The organism is Rhizobium sp. BK312, assembly GCF_014193605.1.
Taxonomy (GTDB): Bacteria; Pseudomonadota; Alphaproteobacteria; order Rhizobiales; family Rhizobiaceae; genus Rhizobium.
In genome coordinates this window covers 104,474-128,668 of record NZ_JACHZP010000001.1, presented here as the reverse complement: position 1 = coordinate 128,668, position 24,195 = coordinate 104,474, and the positions used below count along the sequence as shown (strand labels likewise).

The window sequence follows — 24,195 nt, the reverse complement described above, 5'->3', positions numbered from 1 at the left end:
ACGCCGATTTTATGGTTCTGACGGCAGGCTGGCCTATCAGGCCGCGATCACGCCAAGCGCGGACGCAAACAGACCGCGACCGTCGCTGCCGCCATGAGCCGCCTCGATCAGATTTTCTGGATGCGGCATCATGCCGAGCACGTTGCCCTTGGCGTTCATGACCCCGGCGATGTCGTTGACCGAGCCGTTGGGGTTGGTGCCTTCGGCGTAGCGGAAGACCACCTGGCCATTATCCTCGATAGCCTTCAGCGTTTCGGCATCCGCGAAATAATTGCCGTCGTGATGTGCGACTGGGCTGCGGATGACCTGGCCTTTGGCATAGGCGGACGTGAAGTCCGTTTCGGCATTGACGACTTCCAGCTTCACTTCGCGGCAGACGAATTTCAGCGAAGCGTTGCGCATCAACGCGCCCGGCAGCATGCCGGCTTCGAGCAGAATCTGGAAACCGTTGCAGACGCCCAAGACCTTGACGCCCTTGTCGGCCTTGTCCTTGATCGCCTGCACGATCGGCATGCGGGCGGCGATCGCGCCGCAGCGCAGATAATCGCCATAGGAGAAGCCGCCGGGAATGACGATCAGGTCGACATCCGGAATCTCGGTCTCCGTCTGCCAGACCGTCATGGGCGCATGGCCGGAAATCTTGGTCAGCGCCGCGATCATGTCGCGATCGCGATTGAGGCCGGGGAGTTGGACGACTGCTGATTTCATGATGCTGTTCCCGCAATAGGCAAAGGGATAATCGCTGGAAGTGCTTCGTGAGCCATACTCCATTGCCTCGGGCAAAGGAAGAATGGCTCACGAAAGAGGACAATCAGTCGATCGAAATGCTGAAGTTCTCGATGACCGTATTGGCGAGAAGCTTCTCGCACATGGCCTTCAGATCGGCTTCGGCCTTGTTCTTGTCGGTGCCTTCAAGCTCGAGATCGAAGACCTTGCCTTGGCGGACCTGATGGACGCCGTCAAAGCCGAGTGCGCCAAGCGCGCCTTCGATTGCCTTGCCCTGCGGATCGAGAACGCCGTTCTTCAGCGTGACGGTTACACGAGCCTTGATCACGATTGTCCTTTCTGAACTTACTTGACGAGAACCGGGCCCGTGCCGCGCACGGGTTCGTTTTCATTGATGATGCCGAGGCGGCGAGCCACTTCCGAATAGGCTTCGAGCAGGCCGCCCATGTCGCGACGGAAGCGGTCCTTGTCCATCTTCTCGTGGGTTTCGATGTCCCAGAGACGGCAAGAGTCCGGCGAGATTTCGTCGGCGAGGATGATGCGCATCATGTCGCCTTCGAACAGGCGGCCGCATTCGATCTTGAAATCGACGAGCTGGATGCCGACGCCGAGAAAAAGGCCGGTCATGAAGTCGTTTACGCGGATGGCGAGCGCCATGATGTCATCGAGCTCGGCCGGATTGGCCCAGCCGAAGGCGGTGATGTGCTCTTCGGAGACCATCGGATCTTCGAGCGCATCGGACTTATAGTAGAATTCGATGATCGAGCGGGGCAGGACCACGCCTTCCTCGATGCCGAGGCGCTTGGCGAGCGAGCCGGCGGCGACGTTGCGCACGACGATCTCGAGCGGAATCATCTCCACTTCCTTGATCAGCTGCTCGCGCATGTTGAGGCGGCGGATGAAATGGGTGGGAATGCCGATCTTGTTCAGATGGCTGAAGATATACTCGCAGATGCGATTGTTCAGAACACCCTTGCCATCGATGACTTCGTGCTTCTTCTTGTTGAAGGCGGTGGCGTCGTCCTTGAAGAACTGGATCAGCGTGCCCGGCTCAGGCCCCTCGTAAAGGATCTTGGCCTTGCCCTCGTAAATACGGCGGCGACGGTTCATTGGTATTCTTCTCTGTCTTTGGCGCTCATGGGACAGCGCAAGTGGATCGTATGTGGGCGTCCCCATAACGGATAAGAAGCGAATTCACAATCCGCCTGCGCCTCCTTCCTCGGAATTCCGGCCTCGGCGGGGTGCCAATGCCAGATTCGGGGTCCAGTCATGACCTGTTTTACAGGTTTTTATCTGACGATGGAATGAAGGTGCCGGGTACTTCACAGGCTAGTGAGGCGAGGCATGCCTCTATTCATCGTCACGCTGCGATAATACTACGGCTTCAGCTGGCTGAGAAACTTCGAAAAGACCATTGTGCCTTCCGGCCAGGGGCCGTGACCGGATTCGGTATTGATATGACCGGATTCGCCGGCATCGATCAGGAGCGAGCCCCAGCTGTTGGCAATATCGTCGGCGTGCTCATAGGTGCCGAAGGGATCGTTGCGGCTGGCAATCGTGATCGACGGGAACGGCAGGGGATCGCGCGGGTAGGGACCGAACGTCATCAGATGCTTGGGCCGGATGCCAGGATTGGCGACATCCGGCGGCGCGACCAGGAAGGCGCCTGCGACCTTGTTGCGGAAATGCGGGATTGCATGGATCACCGAGGGAACGCCGAGGGAATGCGCGACCAGCACGACGGGCTTGTCCGAGGCATTCACTTCTTCCGCAATGCGGGCCACCCAATCGTCGCGCACGGGCTTCGACCATTCAGCCTGTTCCACGCGCCGCGCGGTCGAGAGCTTCTGCTCCCAGCGGGTCTGCCAGTGGTCGGGGCCGGAATTCGTATAGCCGGGGATGATGAGGATGTTTGCGTCGGAGGCTTTCATGATTTCGCCGATGTGGAAAAGGGGAGCTCAACTGTCAAGGGAAAAGGCGACAATTGCGACAAAATTTGCTATGATTACTGCTGCCGGTAGCGAATGACGATGTCGGCGACCCGTTTTGCCGCCATCTTGCACCGCCAACCGAGCACCACGGTTGAGGAGGAGAGCATTATGACGGCCTTTCACGTCATGGCTGGAGCAGACCACACTTTTACGCGTCCCGCCATCCGTAAGATCGCTATCGCCGATCTCGTCGATGCCCTGAAAATGGGACTTGACGATTTCAGCGAAAAGCCATCGCATTATGTCTTCTTGTGCCTGATGTATCCGATTGCCGGCATTGCGCTTGCGATATGGAGCACTGACCAGAATCTACTGCCATTGCTGTTTCCGCTGATGTCCGGTTTCGCTCTGCTCGGACCCTTGGCCGCGATCGGTCTCTACGAGATCAGCCGACGGCGTGAAAAGGGGCAAGATACGTCGTGGAGCCATGCGTTCGACGTGCGCTTTTCACCGGCGCTGCCGTCGATTATCGTTGCCGGCCTCATGCTGTTCGGCCTGTTCATTGTCTGGCTCTTCGTGGCGCGGAATATCTATTTCATCTACTTCGGCGATGGTGTCCCTCCAACGCTTTCATCCTTCGTCTCGAGCGTGCTGACGACGCGGGAAGGCATGGCGATGATGCTTTGGGGCGACCTGATCGGCTTCGTCTTTGCGCTCGTGGCCCTGGCGACCACGGTCGTTACGTTCCAGCTGCTACTTGACCGTGACGTCGGTGTCGTCGCCGCGATCGATGCGAGTATCCGGGCGACGCTGACCAATCCGGTGCCGATCGCCGTCTGGGGCTTGATCGTGGCGGCGCTGCTCGTTGTCGGCACCATCCCGATCTTTGTCGGGCTGGCAGTCGTCATGCCGATCCTCGGCCATGCGTCCTGGCATCTCTATCGCAAGCTGATTGTGACTGAGAGCCGGACGAAGCCGGCATAGGCCGAAGCCGTCATCATTGGAACCGCGGGGCGGTTTTCACGTTGATCCGCATCACAAGGAGATGCGGATCATGGCGCGACTTACCCATATTTTCACCCGTTTCGCAGTCGTGGTTTCGGAATGGACTGGCAAGCCGGTCATTTTCGTGCTGGCGCTGCTTTCGGTGGTTCTTTTGGGGAGCCACCGGGCCAATCTTCGGTTACTCCGACACATGGCAGCTGGTCATCAACACCAGCACGACGATCGTCACCTTCCTGATGGTTTTTCTGCTGCAGAATGCACAGATGCGCGATACGCGGGCCATCCAGGCCAAGCTCAACGAACTCATCCTGACGAGCGCGGCCGAGAACCGCTTTGTCGGGATCGAGAATCTTGACGAAGAGGATTTGAAGCACCTCGACCGGCTGGTCGAAAAGGCGGCAAAGCGCGAACCTGAACAACATCAGGACAAGGCTGGCGAGAGCATCGAGCATGACCGCGCTATCGCGGCCACATCCGCCAACAACAGAAAGAGGCGGCGCGTCAGCCGCACCGCCTCAAGCAAAGCAAAATCAGAAACGGAAAACTCTAGCCGAAAACCCGCTTGAAGATCGTGTCGACATGCTTGGTGTGGTAGCCAAGGTCGAATTTTTCGCGGATATCTGCTTCCGAGAGAGCCGCACGCACTTCCTGGTCGGCCAGCAATTCCTCGAGGAAGTCCTTGCCTTCCTCCCAAACCTTCATGGCGTTGCGCTGGACCAGGCGATAGGAATCTTCGCGGGAGACGCCGGCCTGGGTTAGCGCCAGCAGCACGCGCTGCGAATGAACAAGCCCGCGGAACTTGTTCAGATTCTTCACCATATTGTCCGGATAGACGAGCAGTTTGTCGATGACGCTGGTGATGCGGGCCAGCGCGAAATCGAGCGTGACGGTCGCGTCCGGGCCGATCATGCGTTCGACGGAGGAGTGCGAGATATCGCGCTCATGCCAGAGAGCGACATTTTCCATGGCCGGGATCGAATAGGAGCGGACCATGCGGGCGAGGCCCGTCAGGTTTTCCGTCAGGACCGGATTGCGCTTGTGCGGCATGGCGGAGGAGCCCTTCTGGCCCGGCGAGAAATATTCTTCGGCTTCCAGAACTTCGGTGCGCTGCAGATGGCGGATTTCGGTGGCGAGACGCTCGATCGAGGAGGCGACGACGCCGAGTGTCGCGAAGAACATCGCATGACGGTCGCGCGGGATGACCTGGGTCGAAACCGGCTCCGGCTTCAGCCCGAGCGCGGCTGCGACATGCTCCTCGACGCGCGGGTCGATGTTGGCGAAGGTGCCGACGGCGCCGGAGATCGCGCAGGTTGCGACTTCCTCGCGGGCGGCGATCAGGCGCTGCTTGCAGCGTTCGAATTCGGCATAGGCGAGCGCCAGCTTGACGCCGAAGGTCGTGGGTTCGGCATGGATGCCGTGCGAGCGGCCGATGGTGACGGTGTCCTTATGCTCGAAGGCACGACGCTTCAGGGCTTCCAGCAGCTTGTCGATATCGGCGAGCAGCAGGTCGCTGGCGCGCACGAGCTGGACGTTGAAGCACGTATCGAGAACGTCGGAGGAGGTCATGCCCTGGTGCACGAAACGGGCGTCCGGCCCGACGATTTCGGCCAGATGCGTCAGGAAGGCGATGACGTCGTGCTTGGTCACTGCTTCGATCTCGTCGATGCGGGCGACGTCGAACGTGGCCTTGCCGCCCTTTTCCCAGATGGTATCCGCTGCCGACTTCGGAATGACGCCGAGCGCGGCCAGTGCGTCACAGGCATGGGCCTCGATCTCGAACCAGATACGGAACTTGGTTTCAGGAGACCAGATGGCGACCATTTCCGGTCGGGAGTAGCGCGGGATCATAGGCTCAAAGCTTTCTTGGCTGACGGAAAGGGAGAACTCGGCGCCCCCATAACAAAGACGGGCGGCAATCACAATGTTTCATGGGCACAATGTTTCAGGGCCTCAATCTCTCTGCCGCGCAAGATAGGCCGAAACAACGATCAGGCATAGGAGGCCGAGCGGCAAAAACAGAGCGAGGCCGAGGACGGCGAACTGGTAGACGGCGCTGGCGCCGGTAAACAGGAACTGGAAGATCCAGATAAGCGAACCGAATGGTGCATGCCAGCGCGAGTAGAACCAGCGATAGTCCATGGCGAAAAGGAAGGCCGTCATCGCTGCGGTGCCGATAGAGAGGGCCAGAAAGAAGGCGGCAAAACGCGCGCTGGTCGGCCGCTGACGGGCAAAACGCCGGGTGGGCGGCACAAGGATGGACCAGGCGAGGGCGCCGCCGAAGAAGTAGATGAGTGTGAGGGCGGTGATGTGGCTGGTCAGAAGGCCATTGCGAAAATAGAGGGTGACAAGTGCCGAGGCGGCCGTGGCCGCGCCCCAACCGATCGCGCCAACGAACACTTCCAAGCAATGCGAGGCGACGGTCCGTGCCCGGCCCGTCGCTATTAGAACGTTGGTTGGATTAGTTTGATCCAACGCGGCCTCGTTCGGCGGCCGCCCTGAGATCGCCTACCGTCTGACGGTAGGCGTCGACCGATTCGCCCTTGAAGATCGCCGAGCCGGCAACGAGCACATTGGCACCGGAAGCGGTGATCAGAGGGGCTGTTTCAACCGAGACGCCGCCATCGACTTCCAATTCGATCGGGCGGTCACCGATCAGGGACTTGGCGCTGCGGATTTTATCAGCCATGGCAGGGATGAACTTCTGGCCGCCAAAGCCGGGATTAACCGACATGATCAGGATCAGGTCGATATCGTCGAGGACGTTTTCCAGCACGGAAAGCGGCGTTGCCGGATTGAGGGTGACGCCGACCTTCTTGCCGAGATGGCGGATCGTCTGCAGCGAGCGGTGCAGATGCACGCCGGCTTCGGCATGGACCGTGATACGGTCGCAACCAGCCTTGGCGAAGGCTTCCAGATAGGGATCGGCCGGCGAAATCATCAGATGGCAGTCGAAGGTAGCGGTCGTGTACGGACGCAATGCCTTGATGACATCGGCGCCGAAGGAGATGTTCGGCACGAAATGGCCGTCCATGACATCGAGATGGATCCAGTCGGCGCCGGCTTCGGTCACATCCTTGACTTCCTGCCCGAGCTTAGCGAAGTCGGCGGCGAGAATGGAAGGGGCAATACGGATCGGCAAGGTCATGGGTGGCTGAGCTCCAACTGATTATTTCGCGCCTGGATTACCACCGCTGCAACGGGCAAACAACCGCCAGAGCGGCTTGCCATCAGTTCGATGGCGTCACCGGCACGAAGGCATTGCCCCGCCATTCCAGCAGGCGATAGGGGTTTTCGGTCAATTCGTGGTTTTGTCCAAATGAGATCGGGCCGATCATTGTCTGGAAAACCGTTCCGACGAGCTTTTCGGCAATGGGTTTACTGTCCGTCTTGGCGCCGTCGGCTGCCTGGCTGGCAATCTGAGCCGCAGCCGCAGCCGGTAGGGTATATCCATCAGGTTCGATGCCACCTGCGCGCATCGCCTGCACAGTGGGCTGGGCTGCCGGCAGGCTGGCATAGTCGGGCAGCGCAATTGCCTGCACACCCTCCAGCAGGGGCAGGGGCTGATCTGCGGCGCGCATGGCGTCGCCGCCCATCAGGACCAGCGGGATGTTCTCGCTTTTCGCGTCGCGGGCGATCACGGCGACATCGCTGCGATCGCCGCCGACGAAGACGCGTGCTGCGCCTGCCTTCTTCAGTCGTCGCACGAGGGCGATCTGCTGGTCCTGGCCGGGACGGTACGTATCGGTGAAAACGGGCTTCAGACCTTTTTCCTCTAGCGCGTTGCGGATCGCGCCGACGAGTTCGCGGCCGTGTATCGTGCCGTCATCGATCAGTGCCATCGGCTCTGCAGCCCAATTCTTCAGAATGGTATCGATGGCCACGGCCGCCTCGGCGCTATCGACCGGCGCGAGGCGAAACAGGGACCAGCTATTCTTCAACGCATCTTCCATGAGAATGCGCGAGCGAACGGAAACGGTGATGACGGGAATGCCGGCATCCTTGAGACGCGGCAGCGCGCCCTCCAGGGTCTCCGTGCAGAGAAAGCCGATTGCGACTTGTGCATTGGCAGCCACCAGCGCTTCAGCGGCGGCTCGGCCGCCATCCTCCGTACAAGGCTCGTTGACGACAGTTGCCGTATCCTTTTGCGCCTGGATCTGGAAATTTGCGCCGGCTATTATCTCTGCCCCGAGCGCCGCGAAATTACCCTCCTGCGGTGCCACGACGCCGATGTGAATTCCTGCGGCATAGCTGCTGCCGGCTGCCGAAAGCAGCGCAAACAGGAGCGGAAGGCGGCGCAGAACGTTCATCGATGGAGTATCCCGGACAATTTTCCTGCCCTATTTATCCGTCTGCAGGGCATCGTCAAAGAAAAAGCAGCAAAATCACTCTGTTTTCAATAATGCTATTGTAGAAAAGCTAACATCTGATCGTCATATTGAATGGTAGGCAAGCACGCCTCAACAAAGGGAGACGGTGGTGCTAGACAGGCAACGTATGGACCCGGCGCTTTATCGCGATGCCATGAGCCGTTTTGCGGGGCATGTGCAACTGGTGACGACGGCGCTCGGTGCGGAGCGACGTGGCGTGACGATCACAGCCGCGTGCTCGGTGTCGGATAGCCCGGCGACGGTTCTGATCTGCCTCAACAACAGCAACGCCAAGAACGAGATCTTTTTCAAAAGTGGCATCTTCGCCATGAATACGCTCGGCGCGGATCATCAAGCCCTGGCCGACGCCTTTTCCGGCAAGACACCACTGACCGTCGATGAACGCTTCGCTGCCGGCAGGTTCGAGACGCTGGTCACGGGCGCGCCGGTGCTTGCCGATGCGCTCGCGGCCTTCGATTGCCGCGTGCTCGAGATCAAGCAGGCCTCCACGCACAACATCATCTTCGGCGAAGTGATGGCCATACGCTACAGCGAACCGAAGCCGGCACTCCTCTATATGAACCGGGGCTATCACACGCTATAACCCCTGCAAGGGAGTTATCATGGCGGATCAGACATTACCTTCGCTGCCGAGTTCGATCGATGAGACGATGGCGTTGCTCGGCGCTCATGACTATCTGGCCGGACGCGCGCTCGGCACCGTTTTGTTTCTCGCATTGAAGATGAAGCGGCCGCTCTTTCTGGAGGGCGAGGCCGGCGTCGGCAAAACCGAGATCGCCAAGGTTCTGGCGAAGGCGCTCGACCGGCCGCTCATCCGGCTGCAATGCTATGAAGGACTGGATGTTTCCTCGGCCGTCTATGAATGGAACTATCCGGCGCAGATGCTGGAAATTCGCCTCGCTGAAGCGTCCGGCCTTACCGACCGGGACCGTATCGAGGCCGATATCTTTTCCGAGCGCTATCTGATCCGCCGGCCGGTATTGCAGGCACTGTCCGGTGTCGGCGGTCGGGCGCCAGTCTTCCTGATCGACGAGCTTGATCGCACCGACGAGGCTTTCGAGGCCTTCCTGCTGGAAGTGCTGTCCGATTTTCAGGTGACGGTGCCGGAGCTCGGGACCATCCGGGCGGCCGAACCGCCCATCGTCATCATCACCACTAACCGGACGCGCGAAGTCCATGACGCCTTGAAACGGCGCTGTCTCTATCATTGGGTCGATTATCCTGAGGCCGAGCAGGAGCTTGAGATCATCCGCCGTAAGGTGCCCGGCTGCAATGAAGCGCTGTCGCGCCAGATCGTCGCCTATGTGCAGAGGCTGCGCACGCTCGACCTTTTCAAGAACCCGGGCGTCGCCGAGACGATCGACTGGGCGACGGCCCTGACTGAACTTGATCGGCTGGCGCTCGATCCGGAAACCGTTTCGGATACGCTGGGCACCCTGCTGAAATATCAGGACGATATCGCTCGCATTCAGGGCGCCGAGGGCAAGCGTGTGTTGGATGAAGTCAAATCCGAACTGCTGGCGGGATGAGCCATGGAGCCGGGTGCGCAGGAGGGCATTATTGTTGCGTCGTCACCACCCGGTGACGGGCGTCTTGCCGATAATATCGTGCTGTTCGGCCGGGCGTTGCGCAAGGCCGGGCTAAAGATCGGACCGGGGGCGATTGCTGACGCCATAGAAGCGGTCAAGGCTATCGGCATCGGTTCCCGCGAGGAATTTCACGCCGCCCTGTGTTCGATCTTCGTCAAGCGCCATGAGGATCTTGCGGTATTTGACGAGGCATTCCGTCTGTTCTGGCGCTCGCGCGATCTCGTCGCCAAGATGATTGCGATGATGTCGCCCGTTGCACCCGACCACCGGCAGAAGGAAAAACCGAAGCCGGGCGAGAGCCGGGCAAGCGATGCCTTGCTCAGTGACCGTGACGAACGACGTCCGCAGCGTGAGGCGCCTGATATCGAAATAGATTCGCGATTTACCAGCTCCGGCAGTGAGGTACTGCGCCATCTGGATTTCGCCCAGATGTCGGCGGCGGAGATTGCCGTCGCCAAGAAGGAGCTGGGGAAGTTGCAACTGCCGCTGGACCGCGTGCGCACGCGCCGTTTCGCACCGTCACGCACAGCGGCCAAGGTCGATCCACGCGCGACGATGCGCTTGGCGCTACGGACGGGCGGAGCGTTGATCCTGCCACGCTTTCGACGGCCGAAGGAAATTCAGCCGCCACTGGTCGTGCTGGCCGATATCTCCGGCTCGATGAGCCAGTACACGCGTATCTTCCTGCATTTCCTGCACGTGCTGACTGAGCGGCGGCGGCGTGTTCATACATTCCTGTTCGGAACGCGCCTGACCAACGTGACACGGGCAATGCGCCACAAGGACCCGGATCAGGCACTGGACGAATGTGCGGTGGCGGTGCGCGACTGGTCGGGTGGAACGCGGATCGGCGAGACGCTGAAGGAGTTCAACAGGCTATGGGCGCGCCGGGTGCTCGGGCAGGGCGCGATCGTGCTGTTGATCACCGATGGGCTGGAGCGCGAAGGCGTGGAATTGCTCAGTGCGGAGATGGATCGCCTGCATCGCTCCTGTCGGCGGCTGATCTGGCTCAATCCGCTTCTGCGCTTCGAGGGTTTCGAGGCTCGGGCCCGCGGTGTAAAAGCAATGCTGCCGCATGTTGACGAATTCCGTCCCGTTCACAATCTATTATCTCTGGCCGATCTCGTATCGGCTCTCACCGCCGGCCGCTCGGACACTTATGATCCCAGGCGGTTTCTCGGCAAGCAATGAGGCTCCGATGTCAGATATATCCGAAAGTCTGGATCCGCTCGTGATTGCGGAGGAATGGGTGTCGGCAGGCCGCAACGTGGCCATGGCGACCGTTGTCGATACCTGGGGTTCGGCGCCACGCCCATCCGGTAGCCATCTCGTGATCGATGGGGAGGGAAATTTCCATGGGTCGGTTTCCGGCGGCTGCGTCGAAGGTGCCGTCATCACCGAGGCGCTCGACGTCATCGAAACGGGCAAGTCGCGCATGCTGGAATTCGGCGTCGCCGATGAGACGGCTTGGCGGGTCGGCCTTTCCTGCGGCGGCCGCATCCGCGTCTATGTCGAAAGGCTCGGCTGATGGACCGGCAGATACTGGCGCGGCTGAACGAGATGCGGCGCAAGCGGCACGCGGCGATCCTCGTCACCGATCTCTCCGGAGGCCCCGATCGGCTTATCGTCGAAGGTGATGCGCTGGACGGCGTGCTCGCCGATGCCGCTGCAGCAGCATTCCGTTCCGGCAAGTCCGCGGCACTCGATCTCGGCGGCCAGAGCCTGTTCTTCAACGTACATCTGCCACCACCGCGCATCGTTATCATCGGCGCCGTGCATATCAGCCAGATTCTCGCGCGGATGGGGGCGCTTGCCGACTTCGATGTGACGATCATTGATCCGCGCACCGCCTTTGCCACGCCGGAGCGCTTCGAAGGCATCGATCTCATCGCCGACTGGCCCGTGGATGCGCTGAAAGAGCGGCCGCTCGACAGCTATATGGCGCTGGTGGCGGTAACCCATGATCCGAAGATCGATGACGAGCCGATTATTCAGGCGTTGAAGACGAACTGTTTTTATATTGGCGCGCTCGGCAGTCGCAAGACGCACGCCGGCCGCCTGGAACGCTTGAGGCGGGAAGGCTTGAGCGACGCCGAGCTCGCCCGCATCCATGCGCCGATCGGGCGTGCCATCGGCGCTGCCAGCCCGGCCGAAATTGCGGTTGCCATCCTGGCGGAGATCATCGGCTCGCTTCGTGGGCGCGATGTCTCGTCGCCAAAGGGCGTTGCGCCATGATCTTCGGTGAGTTCTTGACGGCGGAGGCGGAGGGCGCGGTTCTCGCGCATTCAATCCGGCTGACCAATGGTAGTTTTTCCAAGGGACATCGGCTTGGCGGCGAAGATATAGAGCAACTCGCCGCTGCCGGAATTGACCGCGTTATCGCTGCGCGCATCGAACCGGGCGATCTCATGGAAGACGAGGCAGCCGAGCAATTGGCCCGAGCTGTCGCGCCCGATCATCTGACGTTCTCTGAAGCGGCGACAGGGCGGGTGAATGTTTACAGCGCCGTTGACGGTCTGTTCGTTGCAGATCGCATGGCGGTCGATCGGATCAACAGTCTCGACCCGGCGATCACCCTTGCCTGTCTTGCAGACCATGTACCTGTGCGAGCCGGCGACATGGTGGCGACCTTCAAGATCATTCCGCTCGCCGTTTCCGGAGCCAAAATCGCTGCTGGTGTCGAAATTCTCCGGCGGATGCCAGCTTTCGAGGTCAAGCCCTTCTTGCCGCATGCCGTTTCGCTTGTCGCCACGGAGCTGCCGTCGCTGAAGGCCTCGGTCATGGACAAGACGGCCCGCATCCTTTCGCAGCGGCTGCAGCCTTCGGGCAGCGTGCTGCAGCGGGAAGAGCGTGTTGCCCATAGAGCGGCCGATGTTGCCGGCGCGATCCGTCGCGCTCTCGCCGCGCAGGACAGGCTTGCGAAACTGGTAATCGTTTTCGGGGCGTCGGCGGTCATCGACGCGGGCGACGTCATTCCGGCGGCAATCCGGCTTGCCGGCGGCGAGGTCATTCAGGTCGGCATGCCCGTCGATCCGGGCAATCTGTTGGTGATGGGCAGGGTGGGCGACGTCTATGTCGTCGGGGCGCCGGGATGCGCGCGCAGCCCGAAGGAGAATGGCTTCGACTGGGTGCTGGATCGTATATTAGCCGGAGAACGACCGACGCCGCAGGATATCACCGGCATGGGCGTTGGAGGGCTGCTCATGGAAATTCAATCACGGCCACGGCCGCGCGACATTGCCGCTAAGCCGGCGGCTGAAATATCGGTCGCCGTCGTCCTGCTGGCTGCCGGCAAGGCGAGCCGAATGGGCAAGGGTGGTTCGCACAAGCTACTGGCGGAATTCGATGGCGTGCCTCTGGTACGCCGTTCGGCATCCATCGCCATCGCAAGCGGCGTATCGGATATCGTTGCCGTCACCGGGCACCGGTGCGATGAGATCGAAACCGCACTAAGTGGTCTCGCCGTCGAGGTCGTACTCAATCCGGATTATGCGTCGGGCATGGCCAGTTCGCTGGTTGCAGGCGTCGGTACCCGGGCAGCCCAAAGGGCCGATGGTGTTCTCATCATGCTGGCCGATATGCCCGGTGTCACAAGCGAGGATCTGAAAGCCTTGATATCAGCCTTTCGTCAGGCGAACGGCCAGGCGATCGTGCGGGCGGTATCGGGCGGCAAGCGCGGCAATCCCGTTATACTTCCCCGCTCCGTTTTGAACGCCGTAATGCGGCTGGAGGGCGATGTAGGCGCTCGCCATATTATCGAGACATCGGGTCTTCCGGTCATTGATGTCGAGATCGGCGAGGCGGCACATCTCGATGTCGATACGCCTGAGGCCGTTGTCGCGGCCGGCGGAGTTTTGAAGGGGTAGGGTAGAGAATGGACAATATCGATATCGAGGAGATGTTTCAGTCGCTCGGGCCGATCACCATCAAACGGATGTTCGGCGGCAAGGGCATCTACCATATGGGTCGGATCCTGGCGCTGGAGGTGGGTGACGAAATCCTTCTGAAGGCGGACGATACCAGTGCTTCCGAATTCGAAGCGGCAGGTGCGCGGCGCTGGGCCTACGAGGGCAAGAAAGGCAAGGCCGTCAACATGCCCTATTGGTCGATACCCGACGATGCGTTCGACGATCCGGATGAAATGGCGCGTTGGGTGCGACTTGCCTATGAGGCCGCGCTTCGCTCGGAGAAGTAGGTCTTAGCGAAAGTCTTCTTCGCTCAAATGGGCGATGGTTGCCTTGGCGAACTCGGAAAGCTGCACCGGCAATTCGTTTCGGCCGAACCATCCGAAATCGGAGAGCTTATCCGGTTCCATCAGCCGTGGTTCGCCGGAAAAGTCCCGGCAGATATAGATGAGCGAGATCCAGTGCTGCCGATCGGCCTCAATGATGACTTCCTCAGTGCAGAGATAATCGATTTCACCGATGGAGAGGCCGCTTTCCTCTTCGGCTTCGCGAACGGCGGCGCTGGCCGCCGGTTCCATATGATCCACCTTGCCGCCGACGATACTCCAGCATCCGGCTTCCGGAGCCTTGAGGCGCCGGTAGAGCAAAAGCTTGCCGTCCCGCAAGATTGCGAGACCGGTTCCTAGTCCTGGGAAATCGATGCCGGGCTTGCCCAATATTCAAATCCCGAGATTGGACGCAACATCCGGCAAGCCGATCTGCTGCGTATCTGAACTGGATATATCAGGCCTTGGCGTTTGCCACGATGAGCATGAAAGCGGGAATATCGTCGCCAAAGCCAACCGGAGTCGGGCCATCATCCTGATCGCGATAACGGTTGCGGCGCTCGCGATGATCGTCATTGGCAGCGGGGAAAGGCCGGTGGCTGTTGCGAGAACCGTTATGGGACCTGTTATTGTTGTTCTCAGACTTGCGCTCGTTCTTCACGCTTTCGGCCTTTGTTGGTGCTGCTTCGATCGCTACGACGTCATTATCCTCGACGTCGATATCAGATTTATGACTCGAGGCGCTGCGGCCTCCACGGCTGCGATCACGATCGCGGCCCTTGCTCTTTTGATCACGGCGGCGGGAAGACCGATTGTCGTCTGCGCTCTCGTCTGCAGGCGGCAGAGCCGAAAGATCGCCGTTCAGCCATTGGACATCTTCGCCGATCAGCTTCTCGATGGCATCGACATGCTTGGTGTCGCGCTTCGTCACGAGAGTGAATGCAGCGCCGGAACGACCGGCGCGACCGGTGCGGCCGATGCGATGGACATAGTCTTCCGAATGGATCGGAACATCGAAATTGAAGACGTGACCGACATCGGGAAGATCGAGACCCCGAGCTGCGACGTCGGAGGCGACGAGAAGCTGGATCTGTCCGTCCCGGAAGTTCTGCAACATCGTCGTGCGCGAACGCTGATCCATGTCGCCGTGCAGCGCGCCGACAGAAAAGCCGTGGCGTTCGAGCGAGCGGAAGAGATCGGCCACATCCTTCTTGCGATTGCAGAAGATGATCGCGTTCTTCAGATCCGTCTGTGCGCGGATAAGATCGCGCAGGGTAGCGCGCTTCTCGTAATCCTTACCGTGCGAGGCAACGAAGCGCTGCGTCACGGTCTTGGCGGTAGATGCCGGCTTGGCGACTTCGACGCGCTCCGGGTTCTGCAGGAAGCGATCGGCCAGCTTCTGGATTTCCGGCGGCATGGTTGCCGAGAAGAAGAGCGTCTGACGTGTGAAGGGGATGAGCTTGGCAATGCGCTCGATGTCCGGGATGAAACCCATGTCGAGCATGCGGTCGGCTTCGTCGATGACGAAGATCTCGACGGCGCTCATCAGCAGCTTGCCGCGTTCGAAATGATCCAGCAGGCGGCCGGGCGTACAGATTAGCACATCGGCGCCACGCTCGAGCTTGCGGTCCTGCTCTTCGAAGGAAACGCCGCCGATCAGAAGGGCGATGTTCAGGCGGTGGTTCTTGCCGTACTTCTCGAAGTTTTCGGCGACCTGCGCGGCGAGTTCGCGCGTCGGCTCCAGAATGAGCGTGCGCGGCATACGAGCGCGAGCGCGTCCCTTTTCGAGCAGCGTCAGCATCGGCAGCACGAAGGACGCGGTCTTGCCGGTCCCTGTCTGGGCAATGCCGCAGATGTCGCGGCGCTGAAGCGCAAAGGGGATTGCACCGGCCTGGATAGGAGTCGGTGTGGTGTAGCCCGCGTCAGTCACCGCGGAAAGGACTTTTTGGCTCAGGCCAAGGTCAGCAAATGTTGTCAAAGGGAAATCTAATTCCGTCTTGGTTCAGTCGAACACCATGAGTCGACACACAGGAGCGTGCCGCAATGCAGCGCGACATAGAACCAAATACCCGTGAAGTCAAGGAAAGCAGGCGCTTCAACAGGCCTGAAGTTCATTCATAACGCAATTTTTGGATTAGTGCCATCTTTGTTGCGCGTTTGTCACAATTCCAGCAGCTAAATTGCGCCCAATCCGCTGATGTAACTTGCGAGTTTCGTACCAGCACCGATGAAATACATCGGGTCTATGGCATGTCCGTTCTCGCGCACTTCATAATGCAGATGCGTTCCCGTCGAGCGCCCGGTGCTGCCGGCAAGACCGATCGCATCGCCGGCGCTGACCTTGTCGCCGACTTTGACGAGCACCTGTTCCATATGTCCATAACGGGTGGAGATGCCGTCGCCGTGGTCGATCTCTACCATGTTGCCGTAGCCGCCAGTCCAGCCCGCCGAAACCACCTTGCCGGGGGCGGTGGCCTTGACCTTCTCACCGGGGCTGAAATGGAAGTCGGTACCGGTATGGAGAGCCAGCATGCCGAAGAAGGGATCCTTGCGGTTGCCAAAAGGGCTGGTGATAAGCTTGCCCGGCGCCGGGTTGCGGAAAGGCAGGCTTTCGGCTGCGCCCCGCACTGTTTCCAGACGTGTCAAGGCGGTATCGAGCTCCGCCATGGATCGCTCGAACTGGTCGATATTCTCAGGCGGCACATAAGGGCCGCCCACACCGCTATCCGTATCTTCACGCGCAATGCCCGCGATCTCGTTCGGCACCTTGATGCCGACATTCTGCATGATCAACTGGATCGAAGTCGCGGTTTCGGATGCATCGGCGGTGAGATTGCGGATGCGGGACAATTGATCCTGTTCGATATGCTTCAGCGACAGCGTCACCTTGGAGAAAACCCGGTCGGCACGGTCGGCGACAGTTTCGGGGGCAGGGACGTAGGCAAGCGTGGAGTTGTCGGGTGTGGCGTCAGCCGGCTTGCCGCTCAGGAGAAGCTTTTCGATTGCCTTGGGTGACGTCAGCTGGGCATGTTCATTCTTTGGCGCGGCAGAGTTGGCATCCGTATGCGCGTTCTTATCGGTCAGGCCGGAGTTCTCCGCCCGGTCGAGAAGAGTGCTGAGCTTGCCGTTGCGTGAGGAGAGTTGCTGCTGCTGTTCGATCAGCTTGTCGACCTTCTCCTCCACGACCTGCTGATCCAGGAGTTGACGCGAGGTAACACGGTCGACCTGCGCCCGCAGCGCGGCGATGCGATCTTCATAGTCATATTGCATGCGCGCCTGGCGAGCCATCGTCGCGCCGATGAGATCGTCGCGAAGTACAAGATAGGAGGTTGCAAGCAGATAGCCGATCGAGAAGACCCCGACCATGCAGACGGTAACGGCAGCCATCCACGGGCGCACGGTCATATGGCGCACGGTATCGCCGCTCGCCAGAATAATGGTGTGATGTCGCTGTTGCTTGCCGAAAACCCGGTTTTGAGGCTTGGCTGTCACCGAGAATCTCCCAATCGGCGCGTATTGGCACCCAAGGGAAGTACACGGCATTATGGTTAACGAATGCTTTCTTTTGCAGTATTAGATGCTGGAAAAACTGCTTGTTATCAGTATATCAGGCATTGCTTGTGGACGTCAGGGAACGGTAGAAGGATGGCGTCAGCCCGGCTTCCGCCCGCGCGATGTCATTGAAGGGAGCTTTCAGCGAACCACGGAAATTGGCGCGCACCAGCTCCTGGAAAGTTCGGGCCGGATCGCGTTTTTCCCGCGCGCACAGGAAGCGGAACCATTTGGCGCCGACGGCGACATGGCCTTTCTCGTCATTGTAGATGACGTCGAGTATGGCGGCACTCTCCAGGTCGCCGGTTTCACGCATTTTGGCCTGCAGCGCGGGCGTCACGTCGAGGCCCCTGGCTTCGAGAATCAGTGGTACCACGGCCAAGCGGGCTGTGAGATCCGTGCGGGTCGCATGGGCAGCCTGCCAGAGGCCGTCATGGGCGGGTAGATCGCCATAATCCGCGCCGAGTTCCCGCAGGCGAGCCCGCACCATGCGAAAATGCTTGGCTTCCTCGAAGGCGACCTGCATCCAGCCGTCGAAGAAGGAGTTGGGGACCGGTCCTGTCGCAAAACGCGCGACGATATCGAGCGCCAGATCGACGGCATTCAGCTCGATATGGGCAATGGCATGCAGGAGCGCGATTCGGCCTTTCAGCGTGTGCAGCGAGCGCTTCTCCATGTTTTTCGGCGGCACCAACTGCGGCTTTTCCGGCCGGCCAGGCCGATCGGCGAGTGGCGGGTCGAGCGGCGAACGCAGCGACAGGGTGCGCGCAAACCAGCGGTTTGCCGATTCCTGGGCAAGCTCGGTCTTGCGATCGAGATCGGCCGAACGGATCGCGGCAATGGCGCCACCGCGTAGCGACGTGATGGTTTCGGAACTGCCGGACATGCCTTCAGAGTTCCTTGGCCGCGGCCAGAACGGTTTCGGCGTGTCCAGCAACCTTGACCTTGTCCCATATTGCAGCGACGCGCCCATCGGCGTCGATCAGGAAGGTCGAGCGCACCACACCCATATAGGTGCGGCCATACATGCTCTTTTCGCGCCAGACGCCATAGGCCATTGCCATGGTCTTTTCTTCGTCTGAGGCAAGCGGCACGGAAAGCGCATGCTTCTTGACGAATTTTTCATGGCTTTTCACCGTGTCAGGCGAGACGCCGAGAAGGGCGACGCCGAGCCTTGCGAAATCGGCTGACAGTGCCGTGAAGGTAATCGATTCCGTCGTGCAGGCGGTGGTGTCGTCCTTGGGGTAGAAATAGATCACCAACGGCTTTCCGGCAAAATCGGCAAGGCGAACGCGATTGCCGCCGTCGCGTGGAAGATCGAAATCCGGTGCCTTATCGCCAATGCCGAGTTGAACTGGGAAAACTTCCGCCACGGGAAAACCTTTCTTTTGCCGGTTTTTTAGATGACACTTGAGGGAAGGCATATATACTGCTCGCGTGTGCCGTCCAATGGGACGCAGCGTCACCAACAAAATTGTAGAGAGCGAAAGGCACGCGCAGGAGTGATCCGAGGCGAAAAGATAACATTCCGCAAAAAGGATCTCGTGCCGCTCGACAATCTGCCGTCCGCCCAAGCCGAGGATCCGTTGATCGTGCATGTGCCGGAGCGCGTCCGCCGTCGTCGCTCGCATGTCTGGCATGTTTGCCGTATCACACTGGTTTTCTTTGCTTTTCTCGCCATCATTCTCGGTGCTGTCATAGCGACGATCGAAAGCGGCATCTTCGATGCGCCGCTGTCGCAGAAGGCGCAGACTGCGCTCGATCATGCCATCGGCCCACGTTACAAGGCAGAGGTGGGCGCGACCGTGGTCCGATTTACCTCGGATCTCCGCCTGGCGTTGGAGGCTCGCGACGTCAACGTCGTCGACCAGGAGAGCGGCAAGCATCTGTCGACGATGTCGGCCGTCAACATGGAACTTGACCCCTTGGCCCTCATTGAAGGCCGGGTGGAAGTGGCAAGTGTCGCGGCAGAGGGGATCGCGCTCGATACCTCGCTGCTGCCGCAAGGCGACCCGGTGGATTTGACTGCCCTGCGCGTTGATGCCTTACCCAAGGCACTGAATGCGGCTTTCGACAATCTCGACTTTCTCGAACATTTCGTCCAGCGAGGCGGCACGAATTCCGTGCGTATTTCCGGTTTCTCCATGAAGCTGGCGCGGCAGGAAGGCGAGCCGATCTCGCTTGTCGTCGATAATCTGACCTTCGAGCGCACTGCACCGAATTCTCTGCATCTCTACGGCGAGGTAGCGATCAATGGTTCCGTGGCGCTTCTGGATGTGCGGGCGGATCAAAAGGAGGCCGGTCGCAGCTCTTCGCTCGCGGCTAGGATATCCAATCTCGACCTTAGGCCGCTCACGATGGCCTATGATCCTAATGGTACGCCCCGACAGGGCTTCACGACCTTCGGGGACATCACGCTTTCGGCGGTCAAAGGAGAGGCGGGTGTAGATCCGAAGCTGAGTGCCACCGTCAAAGTTCAGCCCGGCACCCTCTATATGGACCATGATCCGCAGGAGCTGACGCAGGCCAATATCAACCTGGCCTACAATTTCGATCACCAGACCCTGGAGATTGCCCCCTCCAATGCACAGTTCCTCGGGACGACCGTGCCGTTCTCCGGCGCGCTGATCGATCTCGACCGCGTCGACGCCAATGCAGGGAAGGGCTTTGGCATCGACTTCGTGATCAAGGATGGGGTCGCCGCCTCGTCTCTGTCAGGGGAGAAGCCCATCAGCTTCGATGGTCGTGCTACCGGCCGGTTCTTTTCGACGACCAAGGAATTCCAGTTCGATAATCTCGGCATATCGACACCACAAGGCGCGCTTTTCGGCTCCCTGCATATGAAGCTCGGCGACAGTTCGCCTGAGATCAGTTTCGGCGGCCGCGCGGATAAGCTCGACACGGCTGCCGTCAAGCAGCTATGGCCGTTCTGGATGGCCTCGAAACCTCGAACCTGGGTCGAGGGCAATCTCTTCGGCGGATCGGTGACCAACGCCGTCATATCCGTTTTCATTCCGGCTGGCCGGCTGCGTGAAGCGTCACAGACCGGTAAGCTGCAGCTTGGCAAGAATGAGCTGCATATCGCCTTCGACATCGACGGCGCGCGGATGAATGTCCCGGGCGAAATCCCACCATTGCGCGACACCAAGGCCCATTTCGATCTGACCGGTCCGAATATGGTGGTCGATATCGCCTCGGCGACCTCCTATTTCTCCACGGGGCGCACGATCACGCTGAGCGACAGCAGCTTCTCGATCCCGGCGACCTACGATAAGCCGCTGATGGCCAATCTCGATTTGACGATTTCAGGCTCCGGCGACGCCATCGGCGAACTTCTGAGCTACAAGCCGCTGGAGGTCCTGCAGCGGACCGAATTCAAGCCGGAGGATTTCAACGGCAAGATCGTCGCCAAGGTCGATGCCAGGATAGGGTTGATCAAGGATCAGCAGCCGCCTCCGCCGGAGTGGCGGGCGACACTTGATCTCGACAATGTCGATCTGCTGAAGCCGATGAACAATCGCAAGATCGACAATCTGACTGGCGTGATTTCGGCTGATCCGCAATCCGTGCATCTGCAAGCCCAGGCTCAGATCGATGGCATTCCCGCCCAGATCGACATGGTCGAGCCGACCGATAGCAAGTCGACCGTCAAGCGCGCCCGGGTGATCACGGCAACGCTGACCGATGCGCAGCGTAACACCGTTCTGCCTGGACTTCGCGATATGATTGACGGGCCGGTCAAAGTGGAATTGACGCGCATTGATGACGATCGTCAGGGCGTGAAGGTCGATCTCGGCAAGGCTGCCCTGACCGTTCCTTGGATCGGCTGGTCGAAGGGCAGCGGCATTGCGGCGACTGCACAGTTCGAAGCGTCCGGCCCGGACAGCCAGACGGCGCTCAAGAATTTCACGCTCAAGGGCGATGGCTTCGGCGCCAGCGGCGATCTTCTGATCAGCAAGGGGAGCCTTACCTCGGCGAGTTTCACCAGCGTGAAACTTTCGGCGCTCGACGATTTCGCGCTTTCGCTCAAGCGGAGCAAAAGCGGCGGCTATGACGTCGCCGTATCGGGAAATTCCGCTGACATAAGACCGATCCTCGCGCGCCTGAAGGCATCCACATCGGGCGGCCAGCAGAGTTCAAATGGGGATGGCTCGGCGAGTGCGACGGTTCGCGCCAATCTCGACAAGGTCATAGGCTTCAATGACGAGACGGTCGGCAATGTCAAAGGCGTTTATTCGATCTCGGGCGGCAAGACGACGGCTGCGGATTTTTCGGGCTTGACCCGTAGCGGCGAAGCGCTCGTCACCCAGATGAGCAAAGGGGCCAACGGCGTCATCCGTATCACGAGCGGCGATGCAGGCGCCGTTGCGCGCTTCACCGACCTCTACAAGCATTTGCAGGGTGGGCTGCTCAATCTGTCGCTGCGCTCGATCGGGCAGGATGACTGGGACGGCTCGCTCGATATCCGCAACTTCTCCATCATCGATGACAAGAAACTCTCGACCATCGTGTCGACGCCGAGCGGGAAGAACGGCAAGAGCCTGAATTCAGCGGTGAAGCAGAATATCGATACGCGTTCGCAGAGCTTCGAGCGCGGCTTTGCGCGGCTGGTGATGCGCGATGGGGTGCTCTCCGTCGAGAACGGCGTGGTGCGTGGTGTGCAGGTCGGAGCGACGTTCCAGGGCGTGCTGAAGGACGCCAGCGGCAAAATGGACATGACGGGAACATTCATGCCCGCCTACGGCCTGAACCGGCTGTTCGCGGAAGTTCCGATCGTCGGCTTCATCCTGGGCAATGGCAGTGATCGCGGCCTGATCGGCATCACCTTCAGGCTGACCGGTACGATCGAGAAATCGAACCTGCAGATCAATCCTCTCTCGATCATCGCACCGGGCGTTTTCAGGCAGATATTCGAATATTGAGGCGGACGGCGCTAAGGCCTCCATCTTTCGGTAGCTGAGGCAGGGTGGATCATTTTTCTTCCGCCAGCCGCTCTCGTATGCGCTCCGGTCCACCGCTCATGCGCCGCGCGAATGGTCGATCTGGGTCGACGATACGCCAGAACGGAGCCGCGCCGCTTTGGCTGATCTGCACCAGGTGTCGCTGAACGGTGACAGGGCAGCAGGCATCTGCGCCATACTGCCTGGCAAGCGCCTTTCTCACGTCCGCAATATCGGACAATCGACCCGGAGGTGCTGCCCAGAGCGCGTGAGCGACCATCTCTTCATTGGGAATCAACATGCTTTGCGTAGAGCTTCGGCCCTTGCGCCTTGTCTTGATTACCGGCAATTCATCCATAATCCACCTCCAGGGTTGGAACGTTAACAGAGGACGAACGGGCAGGTCGCGATCCGACATGAGGATGCAATGAATTATCCAACCAGTCGCGAGCATTGACAGTGCCTTGCTTCGGATTGACCAAAAATAATAAAGCCGGCGAGAAGTCGCCGGCCTTATACGGTCTCAGGCCGTTCGGTCGTTCAAGCGGCCGGACGGATCAGGATGTGCTTCTTCTTGCCGAGGGAGAGCTTGATGACACCATCAGCTGTGACTTCACCGGTACCAATCACCTTGCGCTCGTCGCTGATGGCCTGATCGTTGATGCGCACGGCGCCACCCTGAACGTGCCTGCGAGCCTCGCCGTTCGAACCGGCAAGACCGGCGCGCACGATCAGAGCCAGAAGGCCGATGCCAGCGTCGAGTTCGGAGGAGGGAACATCGATCGACGGCAGATTTTCCGACAGACCGCCTTCCTCGAAGGTCTTGCGGGCGGTCTCGGCCGCCTGCTCGGCTGCAGGGCGGCCGTGAAGGATCGCGGTGACTTCGGTCGCAAGGATCTTCTTGACTTCGTTCAGTTCCGAACCCGCAACGGCGGAAAGCCGCGCGATTTCGTCCATTGGCAGCGTGGTGAACAGCTTGAGGAAGCGCGGAACGTCCGCATCCTCGGTGTTACGCCAATATTGCCAAAAATCATAAACAGGCAGCAGGTCGGCATTGAGCCAGACGGCACCGGAAGCCGACTTGCCCATTTTGGCGCCGGAGGAGGTCGTCAGCAGCGGCGAGGTCAAAGCAAAGAGTTGCTTGGTCCCCATGCGGTGACCGAGATCGATGCCATTGACGATATTGCCCCACTGATCCGAACCGCCCATCTGCAGGCGGCAATCGTAACGCTTTGCCAGTTCGACGAAATCGTAGGCCTGCAGGATCATGTAGTTGAATTCGAGGAACGACAGCGACTGTTCCCGGTCAAGCCTCGTCTTCACGCTGTCGAAAGACAACATGCGGTTGACGGAAAAATGCCGGCCGACATCGCGCAGGAATTCGAGATAATTCAGCGAGCGCAGCCATTCGGCATTGTTGATCATCAAGGCCGCGTTGCCGGGCTTGTTGTAGTCGAGGTAGTTCGAGAAGCAGCGTTTGATCGAGGCGATATTGTCCTCGATCATGTCGATGGTCATCAATTTGCGGGCTTCCTCCTTGAAGGAGGGATCACCGACCATGCCGGTGCCGCCGCCCATCAAGGAGATCGGCCGATGGCCGGTCGCCTGGAGCCAGTGCAGCATCATGATCTGGGTGAGATGGCCGACATGGAGGCTCGATGCCGTGGGATCATAGCCAATATAGGCCGTCACGGTTTCCTTGGCGAAGAGGTCGTCGAGGCCGGCTTCATCGGAAATCTGATGAATGAAGCCGCGCTCTTGCAGGGTACGCAGGAAATCGGATTTGAACTCAGCCATGATCTTGGTCTCTCGAGGCCGCAACCCTGAAGGATG

The 24,195-nt window shown here is 59.9% G+C and carries 24 protein-coding genes and 1 pseudogene; 10 read left to right on the top strand and 15 right to left on the bottom strand.

Annotation, left to right across the window (positions count from 1 at the left end):
• Positions 1-36: 36 nt before the first annotated feature.
• From purQ to FHT85_RS00655, 4 genes are all read right to left on the bottom strand, one after another.
• Positions 37-708 (bottom strand): phosphoribosylformylglycinamidine synthase subunit PurQ, encoded by a 672-nt coding sequence (gene purQ / locus FHT85_RS00670; protein ID WP_112411927.1) that lies wholly within the window; start codon positions 706-708, stop codon positions 37-39.
• Between the two features lie 103 nt (positions 709-811).
• Positions 812-1,054 (bottom strand): phosphoribosylformylglycinamidine synthase subunit PurS, encoded by a 243-nt coding sequence (gene purS / locus FHT85_RS00665; RefSeq protein ID WP_069613006.1) that lies wholly within the window; start codon positions 1,052-1,054, stop codon positions 812-814.
• A gap of 17 nt (positions 1,055-1,071) precedes the next feature.
• Entirely contained in the window at positions 1,072-1,836 is a 765-nt protein-coding gene (purC, locus tag FHT85_RS00660; RefSeq protein ID WP_015340039.1) for a phosphoribosylaminoimidazolesuccinocarboxamide synthase, read from the bottom strand.
• A 266-nt stretch (positions 1,837-2,102) separates the two neighbouring features.
• Complete coding sequence (locus FHT85_RS00655; RefSeq protein WP_092716524.1) at positions 2,103-2,657, bottom strand: RBBP9/YdeN family alpha/beta hydrolase; 555 nt, start codon at positions 2,655-2,657, stop codon at positions 2,103-2,105.
• Positions 2,658-2,825: 168 nt separating this feature from the next.
• On the opposite strand from FHT85_RS00655, the gene FHT85_RS00650 reads away from it, so the two are divergent.
• Both FHT85_RS00650 and FHT85_RS00645 read left to right on the top strand, forming a co-directional pair.
• Complete coding sequence (locus FHT85_RS00650) at positions 2,826-3,641, top strand: DUF2189 domain-containing protein (protein WP_112411928.1); 816 nt, start codon at positions 2,826-2,828, stop codon at positions 3,639-3,641.
• A 70-nt stretch (positions 3,642-3,711) separates the two neighbouring features.
• A pseudogene (locus FHT85_RS00645) lies at positions 3,712-4,228 on the top strand (low affinity iron permease family protein).
• Here the strand turns inward: FHT85_RS00645 and purB are convergent.
• The 4 genes from purB to FHT85_RS00625 all read right to left on the bottom strand — a co-directional run bounded on the left by purB (position 4,209) and on the right by FHT85_RS00625 (position 7,969).
• Positions 4,209-5,510 carry an adenylosuccinate lyase gene (gene purB, locus FHT85_RS00640; RefSeq protein ID WP_112334840.1) on the bottom strand — a complete coding sequence of 434 codons (1,302 nt, stop codon included), beginning with the start codon at positions 5,508-5,510 and terminating at the stop codon, positions 4,209-4,211. The pseudogene FHT85_RS00645 and the gene purB sit on opposite strands and share 20 nt — an antisense overlap.
• A 102-nt stretch (positions 5,511-5,612) precedes the next feature.
• Positions 5,613-6,065 (bottom strand): hypothetical protein, encoded by a 453-nt coding sequence (locus tag FHT85_RS00635; RefSeq protein WP_112411929.1) that lies wholly within the window; start codon positions 6,063-6,065, stop codon positions 5,613-5,615.
• 55 nt (positions 6,066-6,120) lie between these two features.
• Entirely contained in the window at positions 6,121-6,807 is a 687-nt protein-coding gene (rpe, locus tag FHT85_RS00630) for a ribulose-phosphate 3-epimerase (protein ID WP_112334753.1), read from the bottom strand.
• An 82-nt stretch (positions 6,808-6,889) separates the two neighbouring features.
• Entirely contained in the window at positions 6,890-7,969 is a 1,080-nt protein-coding gene (locus FHT85_RS00625) for an ABC transporter substrate-binding protein (protein ID WP_112411930.1), read from the bottom strand.
• A gap of 187 nt (positions 7,970-8,156) precedes the next feature.
• Between FHT85_RS00625 and FHT85_RS00620 the strand changes: the two genes are divergently transcribed.
• The 7 genes from FHT85_RS00620 to FHT85_RS00590 are packed head-to-tail and all read left to right on the top strand — an operon-like array spanning position 8,157 to position 13,834.
• Positions 8,157-8,633, top strand: a complete 477-nt coding sequence (locus tag FHT85_RS00620; RefSeq protein WP_183773981.1) for a flavin reductase — start codon at positions 8,157-8,159, stop codon at positions 8,631-8,633.
• A gap of 19 nt (positions 8,634-8,652) precedes the next feature.
• Complete coding sequence (locus FHT85_RS00615; RefSeq protein ID WP_112411932.1) at positions 8,653-9,579, top strand: AAA family ATPase; 927 nt, start codon at positions 8,653-8,655, stop codon at positions 9,577-9,579.
• A 3-nt stretch (positions 9,580-9,582) separates the two neighbouring features.
• Complete coding sequence (locus FHT85_RS00610) at positions 9,583-10,830, top strand: vWA domain-containing protein (RefSeq protein ID WP_112411933.1); 1,248 nt, start codon at positions 9,583-9,585, stop codon at positions 10,828-10,830.
• Between the two features lie 7 nt (positions 10,831-10,837).
• Positions 10,838-11,167: an XdhC family protein gene (locus FHT85_RS00605; RefSeq protein ID WP_015340028.1), complete on the top strand. Its 330-nt coding sequence runs from the start codon at positions 10,838-10,840 to the stop codon at positions 11,165-11,167.
• Positions 11,167-11,874, top strand: coding sequence for an XdhC family protein (locus FHT85_RS00600; protein WP_112411934.1), 708 nt, complete (start codon positions 11,167-11,169; stop codon positions 11,872-11,874). Before FHT85_RS00605 ends, FHT85_RS00600 begins: the two co-directional genes overlap by 1 nt.
• On the top strand, positions 11,871-13,505 hold the full coding sequence (locus tag FHT85_RS00595; protein WP_112401186.1) for an NTP transferase domain-containing protein: 1,635 nt from the start codon (positions 11,871-11,873) through the stop codon (positions 13,503-13,505). Before FHT85_RS00600 ends, FHT85_RS00595 begins: the two co-directional genes overlap by 4 nt.
• An 8-nt stretch (positions 13,506-13,513) precedes the next feature.
• Entirely contained in the window at positions 13,514-13,834 is a 321-nt protein-coding gene (locus tag FHT85_RS00590) for a TfoX/Sxy family protein (RefSeq protein WP_112334760.1), read from the top strand.
• Positions 13,835-13,837: 3 nt separating this feature from the next.
• Here the strand turns inward: FHT85_RS00590 and FHT85_RS00585 are convergent, their stop codons facing one another.
• The 5 genes from FHT85_RS00585 to FHT85_RS00565 all read right to left on the bottom strand — a co-directional run bounded on the left by FHT85_RS00585 (position 13,838) and on the right by FHT85_RS00565 (position 18,795).
• Positions 13,838-14,260 (bottom strand): NUDIX domain-containing protein, encoded by a 423-nt coding sequence (locus FHT85_RS00585; protein WP_112411935.1) that lies wholly within the window; start codon positions 14,258-14,260, stop codon positions 13,838-13,840.
• 67 nt (positions 14,261-14,327) lie between these two features.
• Complete coding sequence (locus FHT85_RS00580; RefSeq protein WP_112334762.1) at positions 14,328-15,848, bottom strand: DEAD/DEAH box helicase; 1,521 nt, start codon at positions 15,846-15,848, stop codon at positions 14,328-14,330.
• Between the two features lie 197 nt (positions 15,849-16,045).
• On the bottom strand, positions 16,046-17,362 hold the full coding sequence (locus FHT85_RS00575; protein WP_112411936.1) for a peptidoglycan DD-metalloendopeptidase family protein: 1,317 nt from the start codon (positions 17,360-17,362) through the stop codon (positions 16,046-16,048).
• 115 nt (positions 17,363-17,477) lie between these two features.
• Entirely contained in the window at positions 17,478-18,308 is an 831-nt protein-coding gene (locus FHT85_RS00570) for a ferritin-like domain-containing protein (protein ID WP_112411937.1), read from the bottom strand.
• Between the two features lie 4 nt (positions 18,309-18,312).
• Positions 18,313-18,795 (bottom strand): peroxiredoxin, encoded by a 483-nt coding sequence (locus FHT85_RS00565; RefSeq protein WP_112411938.1) that lies wholly within the window; start codon positions 18,793-18,795, stop codon positions 18,313-18,315.
• A gap of 129 nt (positions 18,796-18,924) precedes the next feature.
• On the opposite strand from FHT85_RS00565, the gene FHT85_RS00560 reads away from it, so the two are divergent.
• Positions 18,925-22,344 (top strand): DUF3971 domain-containing protein, encoded by a 3,420-nt coding sequence (locus FHT85_RS00560; protein ID WP_112411939.1) that lies wholly within the window; start codon positions 18,925-18,927, stop codon positions 22,342-22,344.
• Between the two features lie 49 nt (positions 22,345-22,393).
• Here FHT85_RS00560 and FHT85_RS00555 read toward each other — a convergent pair whose 3' ends face one another.
• Together FHT85_RS00555 and tyrS are read right to left on the bottom strand one after the other, a co-directional pair.
• Entirely contained in the window at positions 22,394-22,720 is a 327-nt protein-coding gene (locus tag FHT85_RS00555; protein WP_112334841.1) for a hypothetical protein, read from the bottom strand.
• Between the two features lie 182 nt (positions 22,721-22,902).
• Positions 22,903-24,159 carry a tyrosine--tRNA ligase gene (gene tyrS / locus FHT85_RS00550; RefSeq protein WP_112334767.1) on the bottom strand — a complete coding sequence of 419 codons (1,257 nt, stop codon included), beginning with the start codon at positions 24,157-24,159 and terminating at the stop codon, positions 22,903-22,905.
• Positions 24,160-24,195: the final 36 nt, after the last annotated feature.